This is a genomic window from Bacteroides sp. 3_1_23 (genome assembly GCF_000162555.1).
Taxonomy (GTDB): domain Bacteria; phylum Bacteroidota; class Bacteroidia; order Bacteroidales; family Bacteroidaceae; genus Bacteroides; species Bacteroides ovatus.
The window spans coordinates 300608-324187 of sequence record NZ_GG774955.1; the positions used below are offsets into that span (position 1 = coordinate 300608).

Consider the following 23580-nt stretch of genomic DNA (forward strand, 5'->3'; position numbering starts at 1 on the left):
ATGAAAACAGAAACCAACAGCATGAGAATCGTGAAACCTGAAAAGGAATCTGAAAAAGCAGTCGTGGAACCCCAAAAGGAGAAAGCCACCGGAAAACCGAAGTACAAACCCGTGGAACCCGTCACACTCGAAACTGTTCCGGAAGATGCCGTGTTCATCCGCTCCACGGATGTATGCAAATTGCTCAACATCAGCAACTCAACGTTAAGGAACATGCGTGCGGAGCACGCAATCCCATTCTACAAACTGGGTGGGATATTTCTCTACAGCAAAGAAGAAATCATGAATTACCTCGCATCCAATTACAGTAGAAGAATCTAGCGAAAATGGCAAAAACAGGATTATCATATTATCAGGCGGAAACCGACCGCTTTCAGGACATCAAGGTAAAACGCCTGAAGAAGCGGTACGGCTGCGAAGGGTATGCAGTGTACCAGTATATCCAAAACGAGATATACCGGGTTGAAGGCTGTTATATCCGTTTCACGGACGACCAGCTTTTTGATGTTTCCGAATACTGGGGCATTGAAGAGCAACGGGTAGAAAAAATCATTGAATATTGCACGGAAGTGGAATTGTTCGACACCATTACCTGGCATACGAATCATGTACTTACTTCCGTAGATATTCAGCAGAGATATCTCGAAATCTGCCGGAGAGCCAAGAAGAAGATTGTAATACCGGAAGATATACGGCTTGTCGAGATACAAGACGTGGCTTCCGGTGTGACAGGTGCGCCGCTACCTCTTTTCTCCGGTCAGGAAATTGAGACGAAAACCGGAAAAACAGTTTATGGTTCTCCCAAACTGGATACCGGAAAACAGACCGCAACCGATATCGGAAAAGAAACCGTAATCACTGCCGGAATATCTTCCGGCGTCATTATTCCGCAGAGTTCTGCGGAAATTCCGGAAACTCCGCGGAATTCTGCGGAAAAACGGCACAAAGAAAAAGAAAGTAAAGAAAATTCCCCCTCTATCCCCCGGACTATTCCGCCGGCAAGGGATGATGAGGACAAAGTTTCACTCTCTCCGGACGGGAATAGGGGAAATGTTTCCGCAGAATCCTGCGGGAAACGTCCGGAACATGGCGAAGAATACCGTTTGAAGTTGCAGCGGCTGGGTGAAACCTGCTACAATCTGGGGTGTTCGAAAGGAGATATCCGTAAGGTTCTGATGATAGAAAATATTGCCCTGGACGACAGCCCGATATGGCAACTGATTGAAGAGTTGAAGGCGAGCGGCGGACGTTATTCGTTCACCGGAGAGGTGTTGCCCGCCTTGTGGGGACTGGTGAAGACGGGACGCCTGCGGATGATGGAAGAGCATACGGATGAGGTGAAAGAGGGCGTTCATAACGTCAGGCAGATGCTGTCGGGTATCGGCGTGCCGAGCTACGACATGGACGAATTATGCGGAGAGGCGAAAGGCAAAGAAGATGTCCTGCAAGAGGTTATACGGGAAATACGACGATCGAAAGGGCGGATTCTTTCGGTGAGCTGTTTCATCAGGTCACGGTTGAAAAAAGCGAAGAAAAACGAATTGCAAAAAACGGCGTAAGCCACACAGTTATGAGTGAAGATAAAAACAAGACGCCGCTCTACTACCCCCGCAAAATGCGTACAGGGTGGTGCGTGGCGCACGAAGTGACAGCCGCGGGCGTCACTATCGAGAGATACGGAATACACTGCCAGACGTATGCGGAAGCATACCGACGGGCGGAAGTGATGAACCAGCAGCAACAGGCGCAAGCCCTTCAACCAGCCAACTCTGACGGCAAGAGAGGGGGTGAACGATCATGAGCGAAAAAGTAAGCACGATCACCTTGCGACTGACAGCCGAAGAAGCCGCCCAACTGGAGATACTCAAAGACATCATTGGGAAGAAGAGCGGGAGCGAAGCGATTAAATACGTCGTCAAGGAATACCCCCGTTTCTGTACCCACTACAAGCAGGAAGCGAAGGAACACGGAGAACTGAAACGAAAGTATCGGGAGCAGGGCGAAGCAGTGCGGGGTTTTCTGTCGGCACTCGACAGGTTGGAGAAAGCGGGCAGGGAGAAAGAGTAGGGGGAAACGATTGCTAGCAAAATACGCTCCGGAAGATCTTGGCCAATGAAATATTTGCTAGCAGATGTTTCCGGATCGTGTACTCGAGCTGCGTAAAAGTGCTAGCGGATTCTTGTTCCCGGTTCGTTCCGGAGCAACTAATTTGCTAGCAATTAACGGGGATATCAGGTTGATGGAGTCGGGATCCCGACAGGTATGTGATAGCAAGTGAAGGTAATGGGCAAGTGCCGAACCAAGCGGATTACTTTCGCGAGCGGCTTATCGTCTGATTGCTCACCGTGCCGCCGTGTGGTTCGTGGCAATGCGTGCAGCGGGAATACCGCCGCCCACACAGCCCCGTCCCCCGCAGCAGCACTCCGTCAGTGTTTAATAGCAATATTCCTTCACCGGCAGCGTTTCTCGGACGGGCGGTGTTTCTGTGCACCGTGCCGCTTTCCTTGCTTTCCCGTAGCCACCCAATGGGCGCAAAGAAAGCCGCCCTCTGACAGTGTTTCTATGGAACGTTCTTGGGGGAAGTCTTCCCAAAAGTTACTCCTGTGTGTAACAGTCGAGGCTGGCAAAGTGGGTGATTACGGAAGTTACTACCGCCTGACGCATACGGCTCCGGCTTCCGCTCACACCCCGGCACAGCCGGACTACAAGCGACAGCCTATGCGGTGGAAACCCTTGCGGAAGGGTATCCCCTGCGGAACGGGTGACAGCTGTGATGCCCGGTGCGGTTTCGCTCCGCCCGGCACTAACGCCGGGACTATGGCGAGAATCCGCTACCTCTTTTCGGCTGACTATAGGAACGGAAGTGTTAGCCAGGAGTGCAGCCCTGCGGTGCGGGGTTCCCGGGTTTACGGTTGAGCAAGTTTGTATTGTGGAAGTAAGCACCCTTCGCCGTCCTTCGGGCGCGTACAGACGTGATGCTGCGTGCGCCGTGACAGCAATTGTTTTCCTTCCGTCTTCCTTTTTGGGGGACACCCAAAAAGAGACCGGCAGAAAAACAAAGGGGTAGCGATATTCAACATAACGGGTCATTATGCCCGCACGCCTTGCCATTCAGGCAAGTCGGGTGCATAATGCGTGGTTATGTTTAATATGGATTGTTTTATTTTTCCGCCCCCAGGCGAAAAAAAACATGCGGAGTGGAAACGCCACCACTATGGCGGCAAGCCGCCACCCCGACCACCGCCCCTTAGTTACTTCTGCCACTCCCGAGCCGTGCGGTTTTCTGACCTGTTGCGGGTGTTTGTGCTTCCTGCGGGTTGCGCCTGGCGGCGTGCCCGGCTGACTGTTTACGCCTTTCGGAACATTGGAAATTCCCGGCGGTCGGCTTCGCCGTCCGCTCCATGAAGCGGGGCGAAGCGCCCCGCCGAAAAGTGCAAATAACAAATCCGTGACAATCGGGCAAATGTCACAAAATAAAATAGTAAAAAACGTAAGTTCTCAAAACTTATATTAAACAGAATAGAAATGAAAGAATCACATACAGGTATTGGTATCTGCCGTTGCTACCAATGCCGAATGAAAAAAAAGAACTGCAGCACATCGGGACGTAAATCGCTCAAACGGGCAATCAACAAGTTTCGCCGCAAGCAATTGAAGTTAGACAAAGTAACCAGGCACAATCACTTCGGCGGATATTGGGCCTAAGACTAATACATGCTTTTATCCGCCCCACACTGCACAGGAACACATTTTTTTCCTTTTTTCATCTACCTCTCCAAGGGCATGGATGAACGGCAGACAAGAAATTTCAGATAAAAATACCGCACGACGTAGGAGCGCAGGATATTTTTATCTGAAATAGCGTAGCGGTTCTTGACTGACGGACGGCCGTGACCTATCTTTGTAGAAGAAAAGAGGAAAAATACGCTGTAAAACAGCAAACTTATCATTTATACTTTCCCGTCACTTTATAGATAATTGCGTTTCTGTCTGTGTCATTCTGTTTATTTACGGATAGAACCATACGGGAATAAAACGTAAAAACTCCCGAAAACAGCCGGAAAAGAAGCAAAAACGTACTTGAAACCCTTCGAGTTGTTTTCAAAAATTCATCAGACGTTTTTTTTATTTCGTCAGACGTTTTTTGAAAAACTCCTGATGTTTTCTATGAGACTTTCAGAAGCATATTCCGTTCACCAAATACCCGCAAATGAAAAGCCCGGTGAAATGATTTCTCATTCATCGGGCTTTTTCCTTGGTTTGTTTGCGATGTACGAAACGAGGATAATGCGCTAGCAGGCGTTTTCTTCGTTACCGGTCATTGTTTAAGCTGCCGGGTCTGGAGCTTCTCCGCCGCCTTCGTCAGGTTTCGGATTTGGTTTCTCATCTCCTCCTTCGCCATCTTCGTTCGCTGCGCTTGCTCCTGCCTTGGAGAAAGAATACATTGAAACGGCTTCCTTGATTTCGGCAGAAGGAACATAGATAACACGTGCTTTTTTCACACTGCTTGCTCCACACTTGCTGGCATCCTCGGTGCCTTTACCGGAAACGGAAGGACGGAATGAACCGAGATCTCCCAGGCGGACGGGTGAACCGTTTGCGAGGTTGCGCTTGATAACGACCATCAATGCGTCAAGAACTGCCTTGATGTCAGAGCCGGTCAGTGTACAACGGTCTGCGATCTGGTCAACGATTTGTTTTTGTTTCATTTCTGGAGCGAGCACTACCTGCGCATAGTATTTTGCTGCAGCGGCTTTGTCCTGCGGATTCTTGCGCAAAGCGGGTTTGATTGTAATTGCCATGTTAATTAGTGTTTTAATGATTAATAATGTTGCAAATCTACATATACGTGCGTGGGCGTGCGGACGTATGTTCTTATCTGTGATGATACGTGTTTCATCATACGATTATGTACATGAAAAAAGGGCTGCGGTTTGTATTCCGCAGCCCTCCAAACAGGGGTTTTCACTCCGATCGTAAAGTTTACTCCTTAATCGTTTCTCTTTTCATCGTCTTTCACGGGACTGTCTGCCCCGGTGAGCCAAACAAAAATTTTACCGATAACTTTCAATACCTTCAACGTCGTTCTCCAAAATGGTTTCATAATGACCTCCTTTTTAATTGTTTCCCGCAAAGGTAGAAGAGAGCGATGAACGGTTAATGGTTACCGATTAGTGGCTGCGCTTTCGTGCGTATATCTACGTGTTCATCACTCACCGTTCACTGCTAAATACCCGTATTCGACGGAGACACAGAAGCAGGGGCATTGTTTGATGTACTCGCAGGGTTCTATGGTACCGTTGTGGTTGAGGTCGGGCGAGAGGTCGCGGTGACCGCAAATCTTTGCTCCGTGGTAGGTGAGCAGCAGGAAGCGGAGAAGGGTTTCAAGGCTTTGTTTTTGTGCGTCGGTGCGGGTATCGGCGGCATGTCCGGAAGCGTCCAGGCCTCCTTCGTAGGCAACTCCTATCGACGGAGTGTTGTAGCCTTTGGCGTGGGCGCCGACATGGGTGATGTCGCGCATGTGATGTATTGTTCCGTCTTTGGTGATGTAATAGTGATAGCCACATTCGGCAAAGCCTTGGCGTTTGTGCATGGAGTCGAGGGCTTCCGGGGTGAGGTTGCTTGTGCAACGGGATGCGGTGCAGTGCACCACAATCAGGGTGATGTTTCTTTGTTTAATCATTGTTTTTTGTGGGTGATTATGTGGATGATTTTTAGTTGTGTATTCTTGTTCTACCCCCTTCCGTCCCCCTTTGGGGGAGACGCTTGTCGGGGGAAGTGCTCTTCCCCCTTGCCGCAGGGCGTTCCCCTAGCGAAGAGGGTTCGGGCTGTAGCCGTAGGAGCTGCTGCGCTAGGGTTTAAAAGGGTGAGCCGAAAGAGATGGTTATCAGTTCCTTTTGTTTGGGGGTGAGGATGCGGTTACTTAACTGGTAGTTTGTTTCTTGCAATGCTTCGAGTAGTTCGGTGTCGTCCTTTATCCACTGTTTGAGGCGGATAGAAGCGGACGCAGGTGCAATATTCGGGAAATAGAGAACGGCCAGTTCTTTGAAACCGTAGCTACGGTTGGTCAAACTTTGGCAGTTGTTTTGTTGGTGCATGTTGGTATACATAATTATAGTGTTGGTTTACAGATGTAAAGATAGGCTTTTTAGTGGCTGGTTGTCACCTGTATACTTGGTAGATATAGTTATATATGTTTGTTGGCAGAGGAAATTTGTGATATTCGGGCAATTGTCACGAATTTCTTTTGTCCGTAACTTTTCGGCGGGGCGTCTGCCCCGCTTCGTGAAGCGGACGGCGAAGCCGACCGCCGGGAATCTCCGATATTCTGCAAAGACTGTCCGCAGGGTGCAAACAGTCAGCCGGGCACGCCGCCAGGCGCAGCCCGCAGGAACAGGAAACCCGCAAGAAGTCGGAAACCCTGCCGGAAACCGGGAAAGGCAGGAGTAACTAAGGGGTGTGGTCGGGGTGGCGGCTTGCCGCCACAGTGGTGGCGTTTACATTCCGCAGGGCGCAGTCCGCAAGGGTGGACATTAAACGGAGTAACTTTATGCCCGTTCCTGAAACAACGGAAAAGCCCGCAAACAGCAGGAATATTTGGAAGATGCTGTTATGTTGAATTAAAGCACAAAATCCGGAACGGTTTTGTGACTAATTAAACATAATTGCTCTTCCGGATTTCCTGCGCAAAAGCTGCACTCCACTAGAAAAACCGGAAGACCACGGCGCTAGCAACATCACGTCAGCACGGCGGCGAAAGCTTTCGACGCCTCTAGTTCAAACGGACAAACCCGCTCAATCATAAAACACGGGAACCCCGCACCGCAGGGCTGCACTCCTGACTAACAGCCCGTTCCTATAGTCAGACGAAAAGAGGTAGCGGATTCTCGCCTTAGTCCCGGCGTTAGTGCCGGGCGGAGCGAAACCGCACCGGGCATCGCAGCTGTCACCCGTGCCGCAAGGGATTACATTCCGCTAAGGATATCATCCGAAAGGGTGCCCATCGCATAGGGTGCTGCTTCCTTTGCTGTATTCGGCAAGTGAGGGAGCGGCAACCGGAGCCGGATATAAGACGGTAGTAACTTCTGTAATCACCCACTTGGCAAGCCTCGACTATTATACACCGGAGTAACTTTAAAGAAACTTTCCCCAAGAATGTCCCATAGAAACACTGCCGTAGGGCGGCTTTCTTTGCGCCAGTCCGACGGCTACGGGAAAGCAAGGAAAGCGGCACGGTGCACAGAAACACTGAACGTCCGAGATACGCTGCCGGTGAAGGAATGTTCCGATTAAACACTGACGGAGTGCTGCTGTGGGGAGCGGGGCTTTGTGGGTGGCGGTATTCCCGCTGCACGCATTGCCACGAACCACACGGCGGCACGGTGAGCAATCAGACGAAAAGTTTCAAGCATGACTTTTTTCCAGTTTGCTAGCACATACCTGGCAGGATCCCGGCTTCATCAACCTGTTATCCCCTGCCAACTGCTAGCAGAATCCGGCAGCCGGCTTCTTCCAGGACGAAACATTTGCTAGCACTATTCCCGAGCTGCAGTAGTTGATCCGGAAAAATCTGATAGCAAATCTTTCCTACTGCAGCCGGGGTGAGCTATACAGCCATCGGTTCCTCTTTGATAATCGAGATTTCCAGTGCGTTTTCAATCTTGGTCAAAGTTTCGAGTGAAAGGTTCTCCCGTCCTCTCAACACCTTTGAAATGTATTGCGGGCTGCAATTCATTTTTTCAGCCAATTGCTTTTGGCTCATTCCTAATTCTTCCATCCTGTCCAGCATCAGCATGGCAATATTTTGCGAATGTCGGAGCCAAGACTTGTTTGTTTCAAGGAAGTCAAACAGCTCACGCCATTTCGAAGGCGTTGGAGAAGAATGTTCTTCAAGCCTTTGTGCGATAGATTTCATACTATTTTCCATACTATTCCTCCCAAATTATAATTCACTAATATACTCTATAAACCCTTCGTCATCAATAATTCCTTCTTCCAGCAGGTAGCGTCGGACTTTGTCTATTTTCACAAGTTCCTGCCTGGTGTGCTCTCTTTCCTGCATCGTAGCCGTCAGCTTGATGGCGCCTCCGGTGATGATGTAGTTGCCTTGAATCAATTTGATAGCGTATAGCCGGAGCCATGACGAGTGACCGTATTTACGTTTTAACCGGGCCTTTTCTTTTTGCAGCATCACATCCGAAGCCTGGTTGTTGTCCAGCGGGCGGAATATTTTGCTTAAATCGGTTTCCGGGGAGATGTCCATTATGATGTATCGAAGGCGTTCACTATCTTCAATCGTATCGCTGATAGCTTCTTTTATGTCTGTTATTTTAAAGTAGGCGTTCAAGTCGTCAATGTTCTCCTTGAAGAAAGCACGTAGCCAAACCACGTCCGCCCAGTTGTTGAACACCTTATAAAGTTCGTTATCATCCTCGCCTTCAAAGTGTACAGCCCATAATTTTCTATCTCCAGTAATGTCGTCAAATGTCATATCTCCTTGTTTTATAGTAAGACAAAGATACGCAAAAATAACGAGATAATAAACTTATAGGTTGATTATTTAGCAAGAAAAATGTTTTATTTAGTTGGTTTAGTGGTTGTATGGTAGATGGTGGTGTCTGTGTCCCAGTCATTAATTTCATCATTCGTGTTTATTTGCAGGCTGTCAATGAGAGTTTTTCGATGAGTTATTTCCGGTTGTTCGCAGCCTCCTATCAGTTGTATAATGAATATTATTCCTGCTATAACGATTCCTGCTATGGTATTATTGATAACATTTCTTTTTAAGCCTTTAATATAAGAATTCTGATACCTGTTATTTTGCATAATTTATATTTTTTACGCTGTGAAGTTAATAAATTAAATGCGATATTTATCGTTATTTGTCACTTTAATTAGGTTTATCCGATTAAAAACGATACCTTTGTATTACAAAACTTGAATCCTCAATGGGATATTAAAAGAGGGTTTTTGCCAAAGTCGGTGTCTAATTCGGTGACACTACGAAAATAGGAAGCTGTTAATTCATTATGAATGAGACTATAAAGGAATTAAAGTTTGAGGGCAGGTAGCCCAACAAAACACCAGCTTTTTACTGACAAAAACCCGCTAAAAATGCAATTTTAGCGGGTTTTTTTGTGCTTTGACAAATACCATCCGAAAAAAGTTGACGCTAATTCGGTGGCTAATTCGGTGACACGAATGCACGTTGATAGTTCGAAAAATGCTAATCTTATGAAAAGCCGTGCGGTTGATTGATAAAGAATAAATCCTTAAACTGGCTGTCGTCTTGTTTAGTAGAAAAGAAAAACAGGTTTTATAGCTCAAGTGAGTATAAAACCTGTTTCTAATTTTTCTAAATCGGGCAGAACTCTTATTCTTCTGCTTTTATTGATTCATCGATTACTTTGATCTTTTGTAATACCAGTTCCAAGTCTGCTTTCAACTTATCTACCTTGCGGTTCAATTCAGTCAGCAGGCTGCTGCCTTTCTTAGAAGTAGAAGTCAGGAAGCCTAGATTGTTCTCATAAGTCTGAAGCTCATTCTTCATATTCTCATAAGTACGTACCAGCTTTTCGCGTTCTCTGTACAGAGATTGAGTGCCGCTTCCCTGAATATTGCTGATATTCGAACGGAAGCTACTTAACTTCTTGTTGGAAGCATTGATGTTAAAGCGGTCGAATAGCTGATCGATGATTCCGTGATACTGCTTGTATAACTTATCTTTTTCTTTGAACGGCACATGACCGATAGAGTTCCACTCTTTCATTAAATCCCGAACCAAGGTACTTGCTTCTTCGGTATCCATGCTTTCATCAATAGCGGATAACTTCTCGATCAACGCTTTCTTCTTTTCCATATTCTCTGTTTCTACGGAGCGTTGTGAAGAAGTAGCTTTGTTCTTTTGTTCGAAGAAGTAGTCGCAAGCTGTGATAAACCGTTTCCAGATAGCATCCGAGTGTTTCTTGGCAACCGGTCCGATGGTCTTCCATTCTTTTTGAAGTTTGGTCAGTGCATCGGCAGTTACTTTCCAGTCTGTACTGTCTTTCAAGGCTTCCGCTTTTTCGCAGAGCGCTTTCTTCTTTTCCAGATTCTCGTTCATTCCTTCTTTCAGACTCTTGAAGAATTCTCCTTTCTTCTTGAAGAAATCATCGCAGGCATGGCGGAAACGCTCGAAGATCTTCACATTCATCTTTTGGGGCGCAAAACCAATGGTTTTCCATTTGTTTTGCAGGGCAATCACTTCCTGGGTCTTGTTTTCCCAGGCAGAGAATGTTTTCAGTTCATCATACTCAATCGCTTCAACGATTTCGCAGATGACGGTCTTTTGATCCAAATTATGCTGTTCGGCTTCTTTCAGCGATTCAAAGTGCTGCTGATGGCGGCGGTTGACAGCGGTAGAAGCTGCTTTGAACCGATTCCAGATTTCATCACGCAGTTCTTTGGCTACCGGACCTGTATCGCGGAACTCCTGATGCAACTTCTGAAGTTGGTGGAAAGCGGAAACAACATCTTCCTCGTCAGCCAACTTTTCGGCAGCTTCGCAGAGATGCGTTTTGATTTCCAGATTCTTTTTGAAGTCATATTCGCGGAATTCATTGTTCAGTTTCAATAAATCGTAGAACTTCTCTACATATAATTGATAGTTTTTCCAAAGTTCATTCACTTTACCTTGCGGCACCAGTTTTGTGTCATTCCATTGCTGTTGCAGCTTCTTGAACTCCGTATAAGATTTGTTGGCGTCATCTCCGGATTCCACCAATTCTTTCAGTTCTTCAATAATGGAAAGTTTCACTTGCAGGTTTTCTTCCTTTTGGCGTTCCAGCTCGGCAACCTGTTTGCTGCGTTTTTCCTTGATAACCCCCATCAGGCGTTTGAATTCTTCTTCCGTCGGGTCCTCTTCGGCAACAAAATCTTCAATGTTTCCACCGTTGTCTGTAAACTGTACCTTAGCAGCTTCCAACTCGGCATTATGTAACTTGTAGAATGATTGTTTCAGATTGTCAATTTCCTGCTTGTTCGCATTTTCAGCGTCTTGCGCAAGCTCTTTTAGCTGGTTTAGTACATCTTCCTTAGTGGCAGGTTTAGGAGCTGCTTCAGGTTGAACTTCGGCAGTAACATCTTCAGCCGGAGTCTCTGTAATAGCTTCAGAAACCTCGACTGTTTTCTTTTCTTCTTCTAATTCCCCTTGGTTCAAGGGTTGATTAGTGTCATGAGCGTCCATCATTGTATATTAGTTTTGGGTCACAAATTAATGAAATAAAACGATTACTTCATACTATTTTGCTTATTTTTTTTTGTTTATCGTGTTTTTATGACAATAAAACGGTTATTCCCATGTACAACATCATTCCGATGATGTCATTTGTAATGGCTATAAACGGACCTGTTGCAATGGCTGGATCGATTTTGAACTTCTCCAGCGTCATCGGTACCAGTGTCCCGAAAATAGAAGCGAACATTACCACGGCAAACAGGCTGATGGATACGGAATAGGTGACCGTAGCCGTTGCGCCGAACCTGATAAAGTTGTAGGTGTATACTAATAAGGAGATAATAGTGGCATTAATTAAAGCTACTACCGATTCCTTGGTTATCTGCTTGAACGTGTTTTTAGCGTCCAGCGAGCTGTTTGCCAAACCCTGTACGATGATTGCCGAAGATTGTGTTCCGACATTTCCTCCTGTACCACCGATCAGCGGTATATACAGTGCCATTTCGGGATGGGCAGCAAAGGTGGAGTCGAAATTACCCAATATCATAGAGTTGCCGATTCCGCCGATCATACCGATTAATAACCAGGGGAGGCGGGCGGTGGTCTGTCTCAATACATTATCGTCTGTTTCTACGTCCTGCGAAAGACCGGATGCCAACTGATAGTCACGTTCCGACTGCTCACGGACTTCATCCATGACGTCGTCGACGGTGATTTGTCCCACAAGCCGACCGATACTGTCGACAACGGGGATAGCCACCAAGTCATACTTCTCAATCGCCTGTACTACCTCGTCAATGGGAGTATCTACGTGTACCGAAATCGGATCTTTCTGCATCACGTGTTTCACTTTCGATACAGAAGGGGAAGTAATCATCTTTTTGAGCGGGAAGATACCTCGCAGACGTTCGTCATCGTCAATGACATATACATAATAGATTTCGTCCAGTTCTTCCGCCTGTTGCCGCATCTCTTTCAGACATTCGGGCATACTCCAGTTTTCGTTGACAAGTACCATTTCCGTACCCATCAAACCACCGGCGGTATTTTCGTCGTATTTCAACAAGTCGACGATGTCTCCTGCCTGTTCGATGTCCTCGATGTGCGAAAGAACCTCTTCCTGCTTGTCTTCATCGAGTTCACGCATCAGGTCTACGGCATCATCCGTGTCCATGTAGTCAACGAAGCGTTTGGCGATTGTCTCCGAAGGAAGCATTTCGAGCAGCTCTTTACGAGCATCTTCGTCCATTTCGACAAGCACGTCGGCGGCAATTTCGTTATCGAGCAGGCGATAGACGAACTTAGCCTCTTCCGCATTCAGGTCATTGCACAATTCGGCGATGTCGGCCGGATGGAGGTCGATGAGAAGACCTTTTACCTTGTCGGCGTCTTTTTGCTCAATAAGGTGTTTAACGTTGTCAATGTATTCCTCGTTCATCGTTGTCAATTACAAATTACGAATTACAAAATCCAGTTCTCTGCTCACTGTTGCCCGCCAATTATTGGGCGTTGCCGGCTGTCTTTAATGCTTCTTCCACTTTATTGGTCAGATCGATAAATTCGGCTACCGATAGTTGTTCCGGGCGTTTATTAAATAAGATGTCCTCCGTGAGCGGACAATCTTTGCCTAAAATAGGTTTGATGGAGTTGCGCAATGTTTTCCGTCGCTGGTTGAAGGTCGTTTTCACTACTTGCTTGAACAGTTTTTCGTCGCATCCCAACTCTTTAGTCTCGTTGCGTGTCATACGGATAACAGCACTTTTCACTTTGGGAGGCGGATTGAACACGTGTTCGCTGACAGTGAACAAATATTCCACTTTATACCATGCCTGTATCAATACGCTAAGGATACCGTATGTCTTGCTGCCCGGTCCGGCTGCAATACGTTCGGCTACCTCTTTTTGAATCATTCCCGTGCAACAGGGGACGATATCTTTGTTGTCCAGCATCTTGAAAAAGATTTGGCTGGAAATATTATACGGGTAATTACCAGTCAGTACGAAAGGCTTCCCGTCGAACAACCGGTGAAGATTCATTTTCAAGAAGTCATCCTCGATGATGTGGTCTTCCAGTGACGGATAGGCTTCGCGAAGATAAGCAACCGACTCATAGTCAACTTCTACGACCTTTACCAATCGGTCTTTCTTTACTAGAAACTGGGTCAATACTCCCATACCCGGCCCCACCTCTAAAATAGGCAGTTCGGGGAAGGTGTCGACTGTATCGGCAATATCTTGCGCAACTTTCAGATCTTTCAGAAAGTGTTGTCCGAGAAACTTTTTAGGCTTTACTAATTTCATTTACCAACTAAATAATTACTTTTGCAGCTGACAAAGGTAATTCTTTTAAATGAAGAACGTACCACTATTTATTAAAAAATAAATGATGTGTCAGCGAAGCTAATGAAGAATTAAGGATGAAGAAACTATTAAAAAAGACGCTGAAACTGATATTACCGGTTGTTTTAGGCGGCTTTATCTTATTCTGGGTATATCGCGACTTTGATTTTACAAAAGCGGGCGATGTGTTGTTACACGGTACAAATTGGTGGTGGATGCTCTTCTCGTTATTGTTCGGAGTGTTTGCACAAGTCTTTCGTGGTTGGCGGTGGAGACAAACATTGGAACCGTTGGACGCTTTCCCGAAAAAGAGCGATTGCGTGAATGCTATCTTCATTTCATACGCTGCCAGTCTGGTGGTTCCCCGGATCGGGGAGGTGAGCCGTTGCGGAGTGTTGGCGAAATATGATAATGTCTCGTTTGCCAAGTCGTTGGGAACAGTCGTTACGGAGCGGTTGGTCGATACGTTGACTATTCTCCTCATCACAGGCATCACTGTATTGCTCCAATTACCGATATTCGTCACTTTCCTTCAGCAGACCGGAACGAAAATCCCTTCATTAATCCACCTTTTGACTTCGGTATGGTTTTATATCATTCTGTTTTGTTTTATTGGTGTGGTGATACTTCTTTATTATTTAAGAAAAACGCTGTTCTTCTATGAACGGGTGAAAGGATTTGTATTGAATATATGGGAAGGAATTATGTCTTTAAAAGGCGTGCGCAACATTCCCCTCTTTATTTTTTATACACTGGCTATTTGGGCTTGTTACTTTCTCCATTTCTATTTTACATTCTATTGCTTTGCCTTTACGGCACATTTGGGTATCCTTGCGGCATTGGTCATGTTTGTCGGCGGCACGTTTGCCGTAATTGTGCCTACCCCTAACGGAGCGGGACCCTGGCATTTTGCCATCATTTCTATGATGATGCTTTATGGAGTAAACGTGACGGATGCCGGAATATTTGCCCTGATTGTACACGGTATTCAAACCTTTTTGGTTGTTTTATTGGGTGTGTACGGCTTGGCTGCTCTGCCGTTCACCAATAGACATCGGGCGTAAATTTTTAGCTAAAAGTGTATATTCTTACATGTTTTTGCCAACCTCCTTTGTCATCTGAAAACTTTTCCATAACTTGGCACTGTTTAATTATCAGATTTAAAATAGTTTTAAAATATTTATTATGAGTACCATTCTTTCTTTAGCTCCACAGAACGTGTGGAAGCATTTTTATTCGTTGACACAGATTCCCCGTCCGTCAGGACACATGGAAAAGATTACAGCATTTCTTTTAGGTTTCGGAAAAGAGCTGGGGCTGGAGTCTTTTGTAGACGAAGCAGGTAATGTGATTATCCGTAAACCTGCCACTCCGGGTATGGAAAACCGGAAAGGTGTGATTCTTCAGGCGCACATGGATATGGTTCCGCAGAAGAACAACGATACTGTACACGATTTTGAAAAAGATCCGATTGAAACTTATATAGACGGTGACTGGGTAAAAGCAAAAGGCACTACTCTGGGTGCAGACAACGGACTGGGTGTAGCTGCTATTATGGCCGTGTTGGAAGCAAAAGACCTGAAACACGGTCCTTTGGAAGCTCTTATCACGAAAGACGAAGAAACCGGCATGTACGGTGCGTTCGGCTTGAAACCGGGTACACTGAACGGAGAGATTCTTTTGAATCTGGATTCGGAAGATGAAGGCGAGTTGTATATTGGTTGTGCTGGAGGTATGGATGTAACTGCTACCCTGGAATATAAGGAAGTAGCTCCCGAAGCAGGAGATATCGCAGTGAAAGTTACTTTGAAAGGATTACGCGGCGGACATTCGGGATTGGAAATCAATGAAGGACGTGCCAATGCCAATAAGTTGCTGGTTCGTTTCGTTCGTGAGGCGGTTGCCAGCTATGAAGCCCGTTTGGCTAGCTGGGAAGGTGGTAATATGCGTAATGCTATCCCACGTGAAGCACATGCGGTTATTGCCATTCCGGCTGAAAATGAAGAAGAACTGCTGGGCTTGGTGAAATACTGCGAAAACCTGTTCAACGAAGAATATTCAGCTATTGAAACTCCGATCAGTTTTACGGCTGAACGTGTAGAACTTCCTGCCGGTGAAGTACCTGAAGAAATTCAGGACAATCTGATTGATGCAATCTTTGCTTGTCAGAACGGTGTGACACGTATGATCCCTACTGTTCCAGATACGGTAGAAACTTCTTCCAACCTTGCTATTATAACGATTGGTGAAGGAAAGGCAGCCATTAAGATTCTGGCTCGCAGTTCAAGCGATAGCATGAAAGAATATCTGACTACCAGCCTGGAGTCTTGTTTCTCTATGGCAGGGATGAAGGTAGAGATGGCAGGCGGATATTCCGGTTGGCAACCTGATGTAAATTCTCCGATTTTGCATGCGATGAAGTCATCCTATAAACAACAGTTTGGTGTAGAACCTGCAGTGAAAGTGATTCACGCTGGCTTGGAATGTGGTATTATCGGTGCTATTATTCCGGGATTGGACATGATTTCTTTTGGTCCGACTTTGCGTTCACCGCATTCACCGGACGAAAGAGCGTTGATTCCTACCGTACAGAAGTTCTATGACTTCCTGGTGGCAACTTTGGAGCAAACTCCAATGAAATAACGTATTTCTCTTTATATAAATATTCTCCTATTATATAATAGGTGACCATAGTGAAGGCACGGATGATATTTCATCTGTGCCTTTTTTTCATATTTATTGCAGCGTATATTACAATTCTGCTTTATAACAAATAAATCAATTGATGCAAATCAAGAAATATGCTATAAAACATAAATTTCTCTCTTTTTTAGATCAATGTATAAACAAAGGCTGTATTTTTGTGTTGTAAAACATGTAATTAGGAGGATAACAAAATGAAAAGTTTAAAAAGATTGTTTAGAAAGATCGGCGAAGCCGATGTACATGTTTGGGGATATTCAACAATTAATACCAAACCAAACAAGTAAGTTTTATTTTTAGTTTTCAGGAATTAGTAATTTAAAAGATTTAAAGATTATGGCAAAGAAAATGGGTTCTTTAGTTAGAAAAATCCTTAGTGAAGTAGGTCGTAATGAAATGCTTTCATGGGGGTACAGAATTGAGAAATGAGAACAAGTACATTAACTAAGTTTAGAGTGGGGATACGTTATTAAATACGATATCCCCATTTTTTATATCTAAAATTTTATATAGAGTTGTTTTAGCTAACAACTGTGGCGGGGGATCTGTTTCAGTATCAGTTCCTCCTTTAATTTCTGTGTTTGGGTACACTGTCTTTTGCCACTTGGGCTGGAATGTATCACATGCGAGTTTGGCTGATTTTACTATCACACCCTCACCGAATCACTTGAAAGCCTTTGTTCATCGATGTTACAAAGGGTGAGGGTAACTGTGATTGTAGGGTGAGGGTAATTTTTACTCTCACCCTACAATTATACCTGTAATAAGTGCTTAATAGTTGATTTATAGTAAGTTGTATGCTGATTTGTCTGGTACTAATACATGAAAGATGATGTATTTGTGTCTGATAACTGGCGTAATATTATCTGGAATAACAGGCTGAACGAGATAATAGATACGGATGAATTAATTGTATTCCGTAAGGTTTCGATTGGCTTCTCCATAGGGGAAAATCAGTTTCAAGCTTGTGAACAGTTTGTTTCATACGCTTGAAACACTTAGTTTTCCGGTGTGAAACTGGTAGTTTCATTACTTGAAACTGTTGGTCTCAAGGCATAAAACAGCTTATTCACCGGCATGAACAAGTCATTTTATGTAGAGGTGCTGCAAATTATTGAGTGTCTTCTATGAATATGCCCGGATTCTTATAAACGAGACAGTGTGTAAGATACCTCTATCTTGCACGCATCTGCAACGGTATCTTGCACTGCTTCAAATACTTGTATATCAGTTGACTATCGCTGGTTTAGTGTAAGGTGCAAGATACTTTTGCATTTATGAACTTGTAAGAGATAGGTGAATCTTATTGCAGAAGATAAACTTTTCAATTAAATAATAAACCGAGTGGCAGTTTTTGGACTTTTTATTTTATTCCAGAGCGAGTTGATTAATAGGCTAATGTTTATACAATATGGTATGGGGCTGATAGCTTGATAAAAGCTTTTTTTAAGCTAAAAAGTACAAATCTTTAAACTTTATTTCCTTACTTTGTTATTTATAAGAGTGAGACTTATAGCAAACTTAAACTAGAAAGATTATGAAAGTAAAGCAAATTTGTATGATGGTGCTGCTATGGTTGGGAGTGATTCCGGCGGTACAGGCACAAACTTTCGACAAATTATGGAAAGAAGTGGAGCAAGCGGAGAAAAAGAGCTTGCCTAAGACTGTGATAAAACTGACTGATGAGATTTATCAGAAAGGGGAAAAAGAGAAAAACTCTCCACAAATGCTCAAAGCATATACGTGGCGGATGAAATATCGGGAAATGTTGAATCCCGACAGTCTTTACGCTGATTTGAAAGGACTGGAACAATGGGTGAAACAGACTGACCAACCAATGGATCGCGCCATCCTACACTCTTTGATAGCGGGAATCTATGCAGATTATGCAGCCAGCAATCAGTGGCAACTCCGCCAACGGACAGAAATCGTAGACCAGACACCTGCTACCGATATGCGTGAATGGACAGCCAATATGTTCATCGAAAAAGTGCGGACAAATATAAAGGAGGCATTGGCCGATTCTGTATTGCTGCTCAAAACGTCCTCACGCGGCTATATTCCTTTTGTAAAACTGGGGGAAACGAGCGAATACTATCACCATGATATGTATCATTTATTGGCTTCCCGTAGCATTGAAGCACTGCAACGGGTGGAAGAATTGGGTAACAGGATTACTAATGACGGTACTGTGAATCCGGTCAAACAAGATATAATAGCTATTTATGGGAAAATGATTTCCGCTTATAAAGCAACCGGATTAAAAGAAGGTTATGTGTTGACAGCACTTAACTACCTGGAATGGAGATGGAATGCTGATCGGAATATTCGACCTCTGCAGGCTAAGGGCGAACTTCCGGTACTGACGGAAGATACTTATCTGAAAGCTTTGAACACATTGAAAAGCAAGTATGCTTCCGAACCGATCTGTGCCGAAGTCTATTTGGCAGAAGCCCGGTATACTATTGGAAAACAACAGCAGCTCAATGCATTGCAGCTTTGCGATGAGGCAATCCGCCTTTATCCAGGCTATCGCAGAATCAATGCTTTGAAGAATCTTCGGGAAGAGATATTGGCTCCTTATTTGAATGTTAATGCATCCGATTTGGCTTTTCCGAACGAAGAGATAGAATTAAGGGTCTCACACAAAAATCTGGATGGTTTCACTGTCCGTCTTTATCAGGCGAAGAAACTGATAAAGGAACAACATTACGCTGTGCTTCGTCCGAAAGATTATCAGACGCAGGACACTGTGTTTACATTCAAAGCTCCTGAACTTGGATCTTACGTGATGCGTATCATACCGGATATTCGTGCGAAGAGAGATAGTGAAAGCAAGTTTGATGTAACACGTTTCAAAGTGCTGACATGCCGTTTGCCGGACAAACAGTATCAAGTGGTGACGCTGGATGGACAGACAGGGTATCCTATTCCCCATGCGAAAGTGACGATGTACAGTAATGACGAAAAAGTGTTGCAGGAGTTTACGACAAACGAAGAGGGTAAGGTCGTATTTCCCTGGAAATCCGAATACCGCTATCTGAAAGCTTCCAAGGGGACGGATACGGCAATGCCGAAACAAGGCATTTATGCAGGAAGTTACGGATATTACGGCGACGAAGATAAAGTGACTGAAAATATGACTTTATTGACCGACCGTTCTTTGTATCGTCCCGGACAGACTGTGTATGTGAAGGGAATTGCTTATTCTCAACAATCGGATACGGCGAATGTACTTCCGAACAAGGAATATACGGTGACTTTATTGGATGTAAACAATCAGGAAGTAGGGCAGAAGTCGGTACGTACCAATGAGTTCGGTTCGTTTACCACCGATTTCGCATTGCCTTCGGCCTGTTTGAACGGAATGTTTTCTTTGAAAGCGGGAAGAGACCATACAGGCATTCGGGTAGAAGATTATAAACGTCCGACATTTGATATCACTTTTGAAAAGCAACAAGGAAGTTACAAACTGGGTGATGAGGTACAGGTGAAGGGTAAGGTACAATCTTATAGTGGTGTGCTGCTTCAGGATCTTCCGGTGAAATATACGGTAAAGCGTTCTGCATACAGCCTTTGGCGGTTTGCGGAATCTGTGCAGATTGCTTCCGGTGAAGTGATGGCCAATGAGAATGGAGAATTCACGATACCGGTTCGTTTGCAGGAAAGTGACTCTTATAAGAATAATGATAAGGTATATTATCGTTATTCCATTGAGGCCACTGTTACCAATGTGGCAGGTGAAACACAATCTTCTACGGACGTGATTTCGGCAGGAAACCGTTCGTTGATTTTGCAGGTGGAATTGCAAGATAAGACTTGCAAGGATCAACCCTTCGAAACAATGTTTAAAGTGCAGAACCTGAATGGACAACCTGTGGAGGTGAAGGGGAATTATTACTTGTACCCTGCCAAAGACAAGGACTTTAAGCAGTTGGAAGAGAAACCGGTTGCAACGGGAACCTTTACTTCTAATGAAGACATGACGCTCGACTGGAAGAATCTTCCATCGGGACCTTATGTGCTGAAAGCATCAGTGAAAGATAATCAGGGCAAGGAAGTGACTGCTGACACCAACACGATTCTTTTCTCTGTTGAGGACAAACGTCCGCCTGTAGAAACGACGATGTGGTTCTATGGTGCAAATACGGAATTTGATGCTGCCCATCCGGCCGTGTTCTGTTTCGGTACGTCGAAAAAAGATGCTTATGTGATGATGAATGTATTTTCCGGTGATAAATTGCTGGAGAGCAAGACGTTGAATTTGTCAGATACGATTGTACGTTTCGAGTATCCATATCGGGAAAGTTATGGGGATGGTGTCTTTGTGAATCTCTGTATGGTGAGGGACGGACAGGTTTATCAGGAACAGGTGCGGCTGACCAAACGGATTCCTGATAAGACACTGACTATGAAGTGGGAAGTGTTCCGTGATAAATTGCGTCCGGGACAAAAGGAAGAATGGAAGCTGACGATTAAAACGCCGCAAGGACAAGCTGCTAACGCGGAAATGCTGGCAACGATGTATGATGCTTCCTTGGATAAAATATGGAATCGGCAACAGAATTTCCAAATCTATTATAACCAGATTGTCCCATATTCTAACTGGATGAGTGGATATTCCGGCAATAATTCATTCAACTACTGGTGGAATACGAAGAGTCTCAAAGTGCCATCACTGGAGTATGACCATTTTGTGATGCTATCGGACTATTATAATAATGGAAGAGATTTGGGTGAAGTAATAGTGAGAGGATATGGCTCGACGAGAAAGTTGACGGTGACAGGTAGCGTTTCGACATTGGACGTTGCAACTTTAAGGAGTAATGCGCCAAAGATGAAATCGGCTATGGCTGCTGATGCCATGACTAATGTTGAATTTCAATCGGAAATGATACCCACGGGAGAAAAAGCGGATGAGGCATCTGACAACGAAATGCTTCCCGAAGCATCTGCTGACTTGCGTACCAATTTAGCAGAAACAGCATTCTTCTATCCTCAACTTCGCACCAATGAACAGGGAGAGATCTCTTTCTCATTCACGATGCCTGAAAGTCTGACGCGTTGGAACTTCCGTGGATATTCTCATACAAAGGGAATGTTGACGGGAACATTGGATGGCGAAGCTACCACAAGCAAAGAATTTATGCTGACTCCTAATCTCCCTCGTTTTGTGCGTGTGGGTGATAAGACTTCTCTGGCAGCTTCTATCTCTAATATGACTGGTAAGCCGCAAGCCGGAACGGTCAGTCTGGTCCTTTTTGACCCGATGACAGAGAAGGTTATCAGTACACAAAAACAGAAATTCAGCCTTGCTGCCGGAAAGACAATGGGTGTGGACTTCCAGTTTATCGTTAGTGATAAATACGAAATAGTGGGATGCCGGATGATTGCCGACAGTGGTACTTTCAGCGATGGAGAACAACAGTTGCTTCCGGTTCTTAGCAATAAAGAGCATTTGGTGGAGACACTTCCAATGCCAGTGCGTGGAGAAGAAACCCGTACTTTCTCACTCGATCATCTGTTCAATCAACAAAGTAAAACAGCCACAGATCGTAAACTAACTGTTGAATTTACAGGAAACCCGGCTTGGTATGCCGTTCAGGCATTGCCTTCATTGAGTCTTCCGACAAGTAATAACGCTATTTCCTGGGCTACTGCCTACTATGCCAATACATTGGCTTCGTTTATCATGAACAGTCAGCCGAAGATCAAAGCGGTATTTGAAAGTTGGAAACTGCAAGGAGGTACGAAAGAAACGTTCTTGAGCAATCTGCAAAAGAATCAGGAAGTGAAGAATATCATTTTGTCCGAGTCTCCCTGGGTACTCGAAGCACAGACGGAAGAGCAACAGAAAGAGCGCATCGCCACCTTGTTTGATTTGAATAACATCCGTAGTAATAATATCGCAGCTTTGACTCGATTGCAGGAGTTACAGAACTCAAATGGGGCATGGTCCTGGTATAAAGGAATGAACGGGAGTCGATCTGTAACTACCTATATCGCCGAACTGAATGCCCGTCTGGCTATGCTGACAGGTGAGAAATTAAGCGGATCGGCTCTTTCCTTGCAACAGAAGGCTTTCGCTTACCTTCATCAATCAGCTTTGGACGAGTATAAGGAAATCCTGAAAGCACAGAAAGACGGTGTGAAGTTTACTGGCGTTTCGGGCAGTATTCTGCAATATTTGTATCTCATCGCTATTTCGGGAGAGCAGGTACCCGCAGCCAATAAAGCGGCTTATACCTATTATCTTTCTAAGGTAGGAGAATTGCTGACTTCTCCTTCGATGGATACAAAAGCGATTGCCGCCATTGTGCTTGATAAAGCCGGACGCAAGAAGGAAGCGCAGGAATTTGTCGCTTCTCTGAAAGAACATCTGACGAAGACAGATGAACAGGGAATGTTCTTTGCTTTCAACGAGAATCCATATACATGGGGCGGAATGCAGATGCAGGCTCATGTAGATGTGATGGAAGCGCTGGAACAGACAGGTGGCAATACCGATACAGTGGAAGAAATGAAACTTTGGTTGTTGAAGCAAAAGCAGACACAACAGTGGAATTCTCCGGTAGCTACTGCCGATGCGGTATTTGCATTGCTGATGAAGGGCGCTAATTTACTCGACAATCAGGGAGATGTACGGATTGTGATTGCTAATGAAGTGCTGGAAACTGTTAGTCCAAGTAAAACGACTGTTCCTGGATTGGGATATATCAAACGTTCTTTCACACAGAAGAATGTGGTGGATGCCCGCAAGATTGAAGTGGAAAAGAGAAATCCGGGTATTGCTTGGGGAGCTGTGTATGCAGAATTTGAATCTCCTGTCAGTGATGTGAAACAACAGGGCGGCGACCTGAATGTTGAGAAACAGTTGTATGTGGAGCGTACGATGAATAACGTGCCTCAATTACAGCCTATTACTGCCAAAACGGTTCTTCAGGTAGGTGATAAAGTCGTTTCCCGTTTGAGCATCCGCGTAGACCGTCCGATGGACTTTGTACAGTTGAAAGATCAGCGGGGCGCTTGTTTCGAACCGATCGGCAGTATCTCCGGTTATCGTTGGAACAACGGGCTTGGCTATTACGTAGACATCAAAGATGCATCGACTAATTTCTTCTTCGATCATTTAGGAAAGGGTGTATACGTGTTGGAATATAGTTACCGTGTCAGTCGTGCAGGAACTTACGAAACAGGTTTGGCAACTATGCAGTGTGCTTATGCACCGGAATACGCTTCGCATTCTGCTTCGATGACAATTATTATTAAATAGTTCCGGCAGGGGATTTTTATTCTCACCGACGAGCGAGGCGTTCCTCACCG

Annotated in this window: 21 protein-coding genes; 11 read left to right on the forward strand and 10 right to left on the reverse strand. The window is 44.9% G+C overall.

What is annotated here, in order from left to right; all coding sequences use genetic code 11:
• Genes HMPREF9010_RS05445 through HMPREF9010_RS05430 form a run of 4 tightly spaced genes read left to right on the forward strand, consistent with a single transcriptional unit; the run spans nt 1 to nt 2067 of the window.
• Nucleotides 1-321, forward strand: coding sequence for a helix-turn-helix domain-containing protein (locus tag HMPREF9010_RS05445; RefSeq protein ID WP_004310981.1), 321 nt, complete (start codon nt 1-3; stop codon nt 319-321).
• Between the two features lie 5 nt (nt 322-326).
• Entirely contained in the window at nt 327-1559 is a 1233-nt protein-coding gene (locus HMPREF9010_RS05440; RefSeq protein ID WP_008650637.1) for a DUF4373 domain-containing protein, read from the forward strand.
• An 11-nt stretch (nt 1560-1570) separates the two neighbouring features.
• Nucleotides 1571-1801 (forward strand): hypothetical protein, encoded by a 231-nt coding sequence (locus HMPREF9010_RS05435; RefSeq protein WP_004310979.1) that lies wholly within the window; start codon nt 1571-1573, stop codon nt 1799-1801.
• The gene (locus HMPREF9010_RS05430) at nt 1798-2067 is read left to right on the forward strand and encodes a hypothetical protein (protein ID WP_004310978.1); all 270 of its coding nucleotides are present in this window, start codon (nt 1798-1800) and stop codon (nt 2065-2067) included. Before HMPREF9010_RS05435 ends, HMPREF9010_RS05430 begins: the two co-directional genes overlap by 4 nt.
• Before the next feature lie 528 nt (nt 2068-2595).
• On the opposite strand, the gene HMPREF9010_RS26205 is transcribed toward HMPREF9010_RS05430, so the two are convergent.
• On the reverse strand, nt 2596-3033 hold the full coding sequence (locus HMPREF9010_RS26205) for a hypothetical protein (protein ID WP_157453733.1): 438 nt from the start codon (nt 3031-3033) through the stop codon (nt 2596-2598).
• A gap of 492 nt (nt 3034-3525) precedes the next feature.
• On the opposite strand from HMPREF9010_RS26205, the gene HMPREF9010_RS05425 reads away from it, so the two are divergent.
• A complete protein-coding gene (locus HMPREF9010_RS05425; RefSeq protein ID WP_008650648.1) occupies nt 3526-3705 on the forward strand; it encodes a hypothetical protein in 180 nt (59 codons plus the stop codon).
• Nucleotides 3706-4325: 620 nt separating this feature from the next.
• Here the strand turns inward: HMPREF9010_RS05425 and HMPREF9010_RS05420 are convergent.
• The 3 genes from HMPREF9010_RS05420 to HMPREF9010_RS05405 form a co-directional block, all read right to left on the reverse strand.
• Nucleotides 4326-4802, reverse strand: coding sequence for an HU family DNA-binding protein (locus HMPREF9010_RS05420; RefSeq protein WP_004312083.1), 477 nt, complete (start codon nt 4800-4802; stop codon nt 4326-4328).
• Nucleotides 4803-5209: 407 nt separating this feature from the next.
• A complete protein-coding gene (locus tag HMPREF9010_RS05415) occupies nt 5210-5683 on the reverse strand; it encodes an N-acetylmuramoyl-L-alanine amidase (protein WP_008650656.1) in 474 nt (157 codons plus the stop codon).
• A gap of 175 nt (nt 5684-5858) precedes the next feature.
• Nucleotides 5859-6110 carry a DUF4248 domain-containing protein gene (locus tag HMPREF9010_RS05405; RefSeq protein WP_008650657.1) on the reverse strand — a complete coding sequence of 84 codons (252 nt, stop codon included), beginning with the start codon at nt 6108-6110 and terminating at the stop codon, nt 5859-5861.
• Between the two features lie 121 nt (nt 6111-6231).
• Here HMPREF9010_RS05405 and HMPREF9010_RS0124675 point away from each other — a divergent pair, with 121 nt between their 5' ends.
• Complete coding sequence (locus HMPREF9010_RS0124675) at nt 6232-6450, forward strand: hypothetical protein (RefSeq protein WP_229091099.1); 219 nt, start codon at nt 6232-6234, stop codon at nt 6448-6450.
• A 705-nt stretch (nt 6451-7155) separates the two neighbouring features.
• Complete coding sequence (locus HMPREF9010_RS26210; RefSeq protein ID WP_153882657.1) at nt 7156-7293, forward strand: hypothetical protein; 138 nt, start codon at nt 7156-7158, stop codon at nt 7291-7293.
• 313 nt (nt 7294-7606) lie between these two features.
• Here HMPREF9010_RS26210 and HMPREF9010_RS05400 read toward each other — a convergent pair whose 3' ends face one another.
• The 6 genes from HMPREF9010_RS05400 to rsmA form a co-directional block, all read right to left on the reverse strand.
• Nucleotides 7607-7927: a helix-turn-helix domain-containing protein gene (locus HMPREF9010_RS05400; protein WP_008650659.1), complete on the reverse strand. Its 321-nt coding sequence runs from the start codon at nt 7925-7927 to the stop codon at nt 7607-7609.
• 15 nt (nt 7928-7942) lie between these two features.
• Nucleotides 7943-8491 (reverse strand): hypothetical protein, encoded by a 549-nt coding sequence (locus HMPREF9010_RS05395; protein ID WP_004312090.1) that lies wholly within the window; start codon nt 8489-8491, stop codon nt 7943-7945.
• An 86-nt stretch (nt 8492-8577) separates the two neighbouring features.
• Nucleotides 8578-8826: a hypothetical protein gene (locus HMPREF9010_RS05390; RefSeq protein ID WP_008650660.1), complete on the reverse strand. Its 249-nt coding sequence runs from the start codon at nt 8824-8826 to the stop codon at nt 8578-8580.
• Between the two features lie 547 nt (nt 8827-9373).
• Nucleotides 9374-11227 (reverse strand): DUF349 domain-containing protein, encoded by a 1854-nt coding sequence (locus HMPREF9010_RS05385; RefSeq protein ID WP_008650661.1) that lies wholly within the window; start codon nt 11225-11227, stop codon nt 9374-9376.
• Nucleotides 11228-11312: 85 nt separating this feature from the next.
• On the reverse strand, nt 11313-12653 hold the full coding sequence (gene mgtE, locus HMPREF9010_RS05380; protein WP_004312092.1) for a magnesium transporter: 1341 nt from the start codon (nt 12651-12653) through the stop codon (nt 11313-11315).
• Nucleotides 12654-12714: 61 nt separating this feature from the next.
• Nucleotides 12715-13515: a 16S rRNA (adenine(1518)-N(6)/adenine(1519)-N(6))-dimethyltransferase RsmA gene (gene rsmA, locus HMPREF9010_RS05375; RefSeq protein ID WP_004312093.1), complete on the reverse strand. Its 801-nt coding sequence runs from the start codon at nt 13513-13515 to the stop codon at nt 12715-12717.
• Nucleotides 13516-13631: 116 nt separating this feature from the next.
• Between rsmA and HMPREF9010_RS05370 the strand changes: the two genes are divergently transcribed.
• The 4 genes from HMPREF9010_RS05370 (at nt 13632) to HMPREF9010_RS05355 (ending at nt 23530) form a co-directional block, all read left to right on the forward strand.
• Nucleotides 13632-14618, forward strand: a complete 987-nt coding sequence (locus tag HMPREF9010_RS05370) for a lysylphosphatidylglycerol synthase transmembrane domain-containing protein (RefSeq protein WP_004312094.1) — start codon at nt 13632-13634, stop codon at nt 14616-14618.
• 121 nt (nt 14619-14739) lie between these two features.
• Nucleotides 14740-16197 carry an aminoacyl-histidine dipeptidase gene (locus HMPREF9010_RS05365; protein WP_008650663.1) on the forward strand — a complete coding sequence of 486 codons (1458 nt, stop codon included), beginning with the start codon at nt 14740-14742 and terminating at the stop codon, nt 16195-16197.
• Nucleotides 16198-17079: 882 nt separating this feature from the next.
• Entirely contained in the window at nt 17080-17250 is a 171-nt protein-coding gene (locus tag HMPREF9010_RS26395; RefSeq protein WP_004301421.1) for a hypothetical protein, read from the forward strand.
• Nucleotides 17251-17794: 544 nt separating this feature from the next.
• Nucleotides 17795-23530 carry an alpha-2-macroglobulin family protein gene (locus tag HMPREF9010_RS05355; protein WP_008650664.1) on the forward strand — a complete coding sequence of 1912 codons (5736 nt, stop codon included), beginning with the start codon at nt 17795-17797 and terminating at the stop codon, nt 23528-23530.
• Nucleotides 23531-23580: the final 50 nt, after the last annotated feature.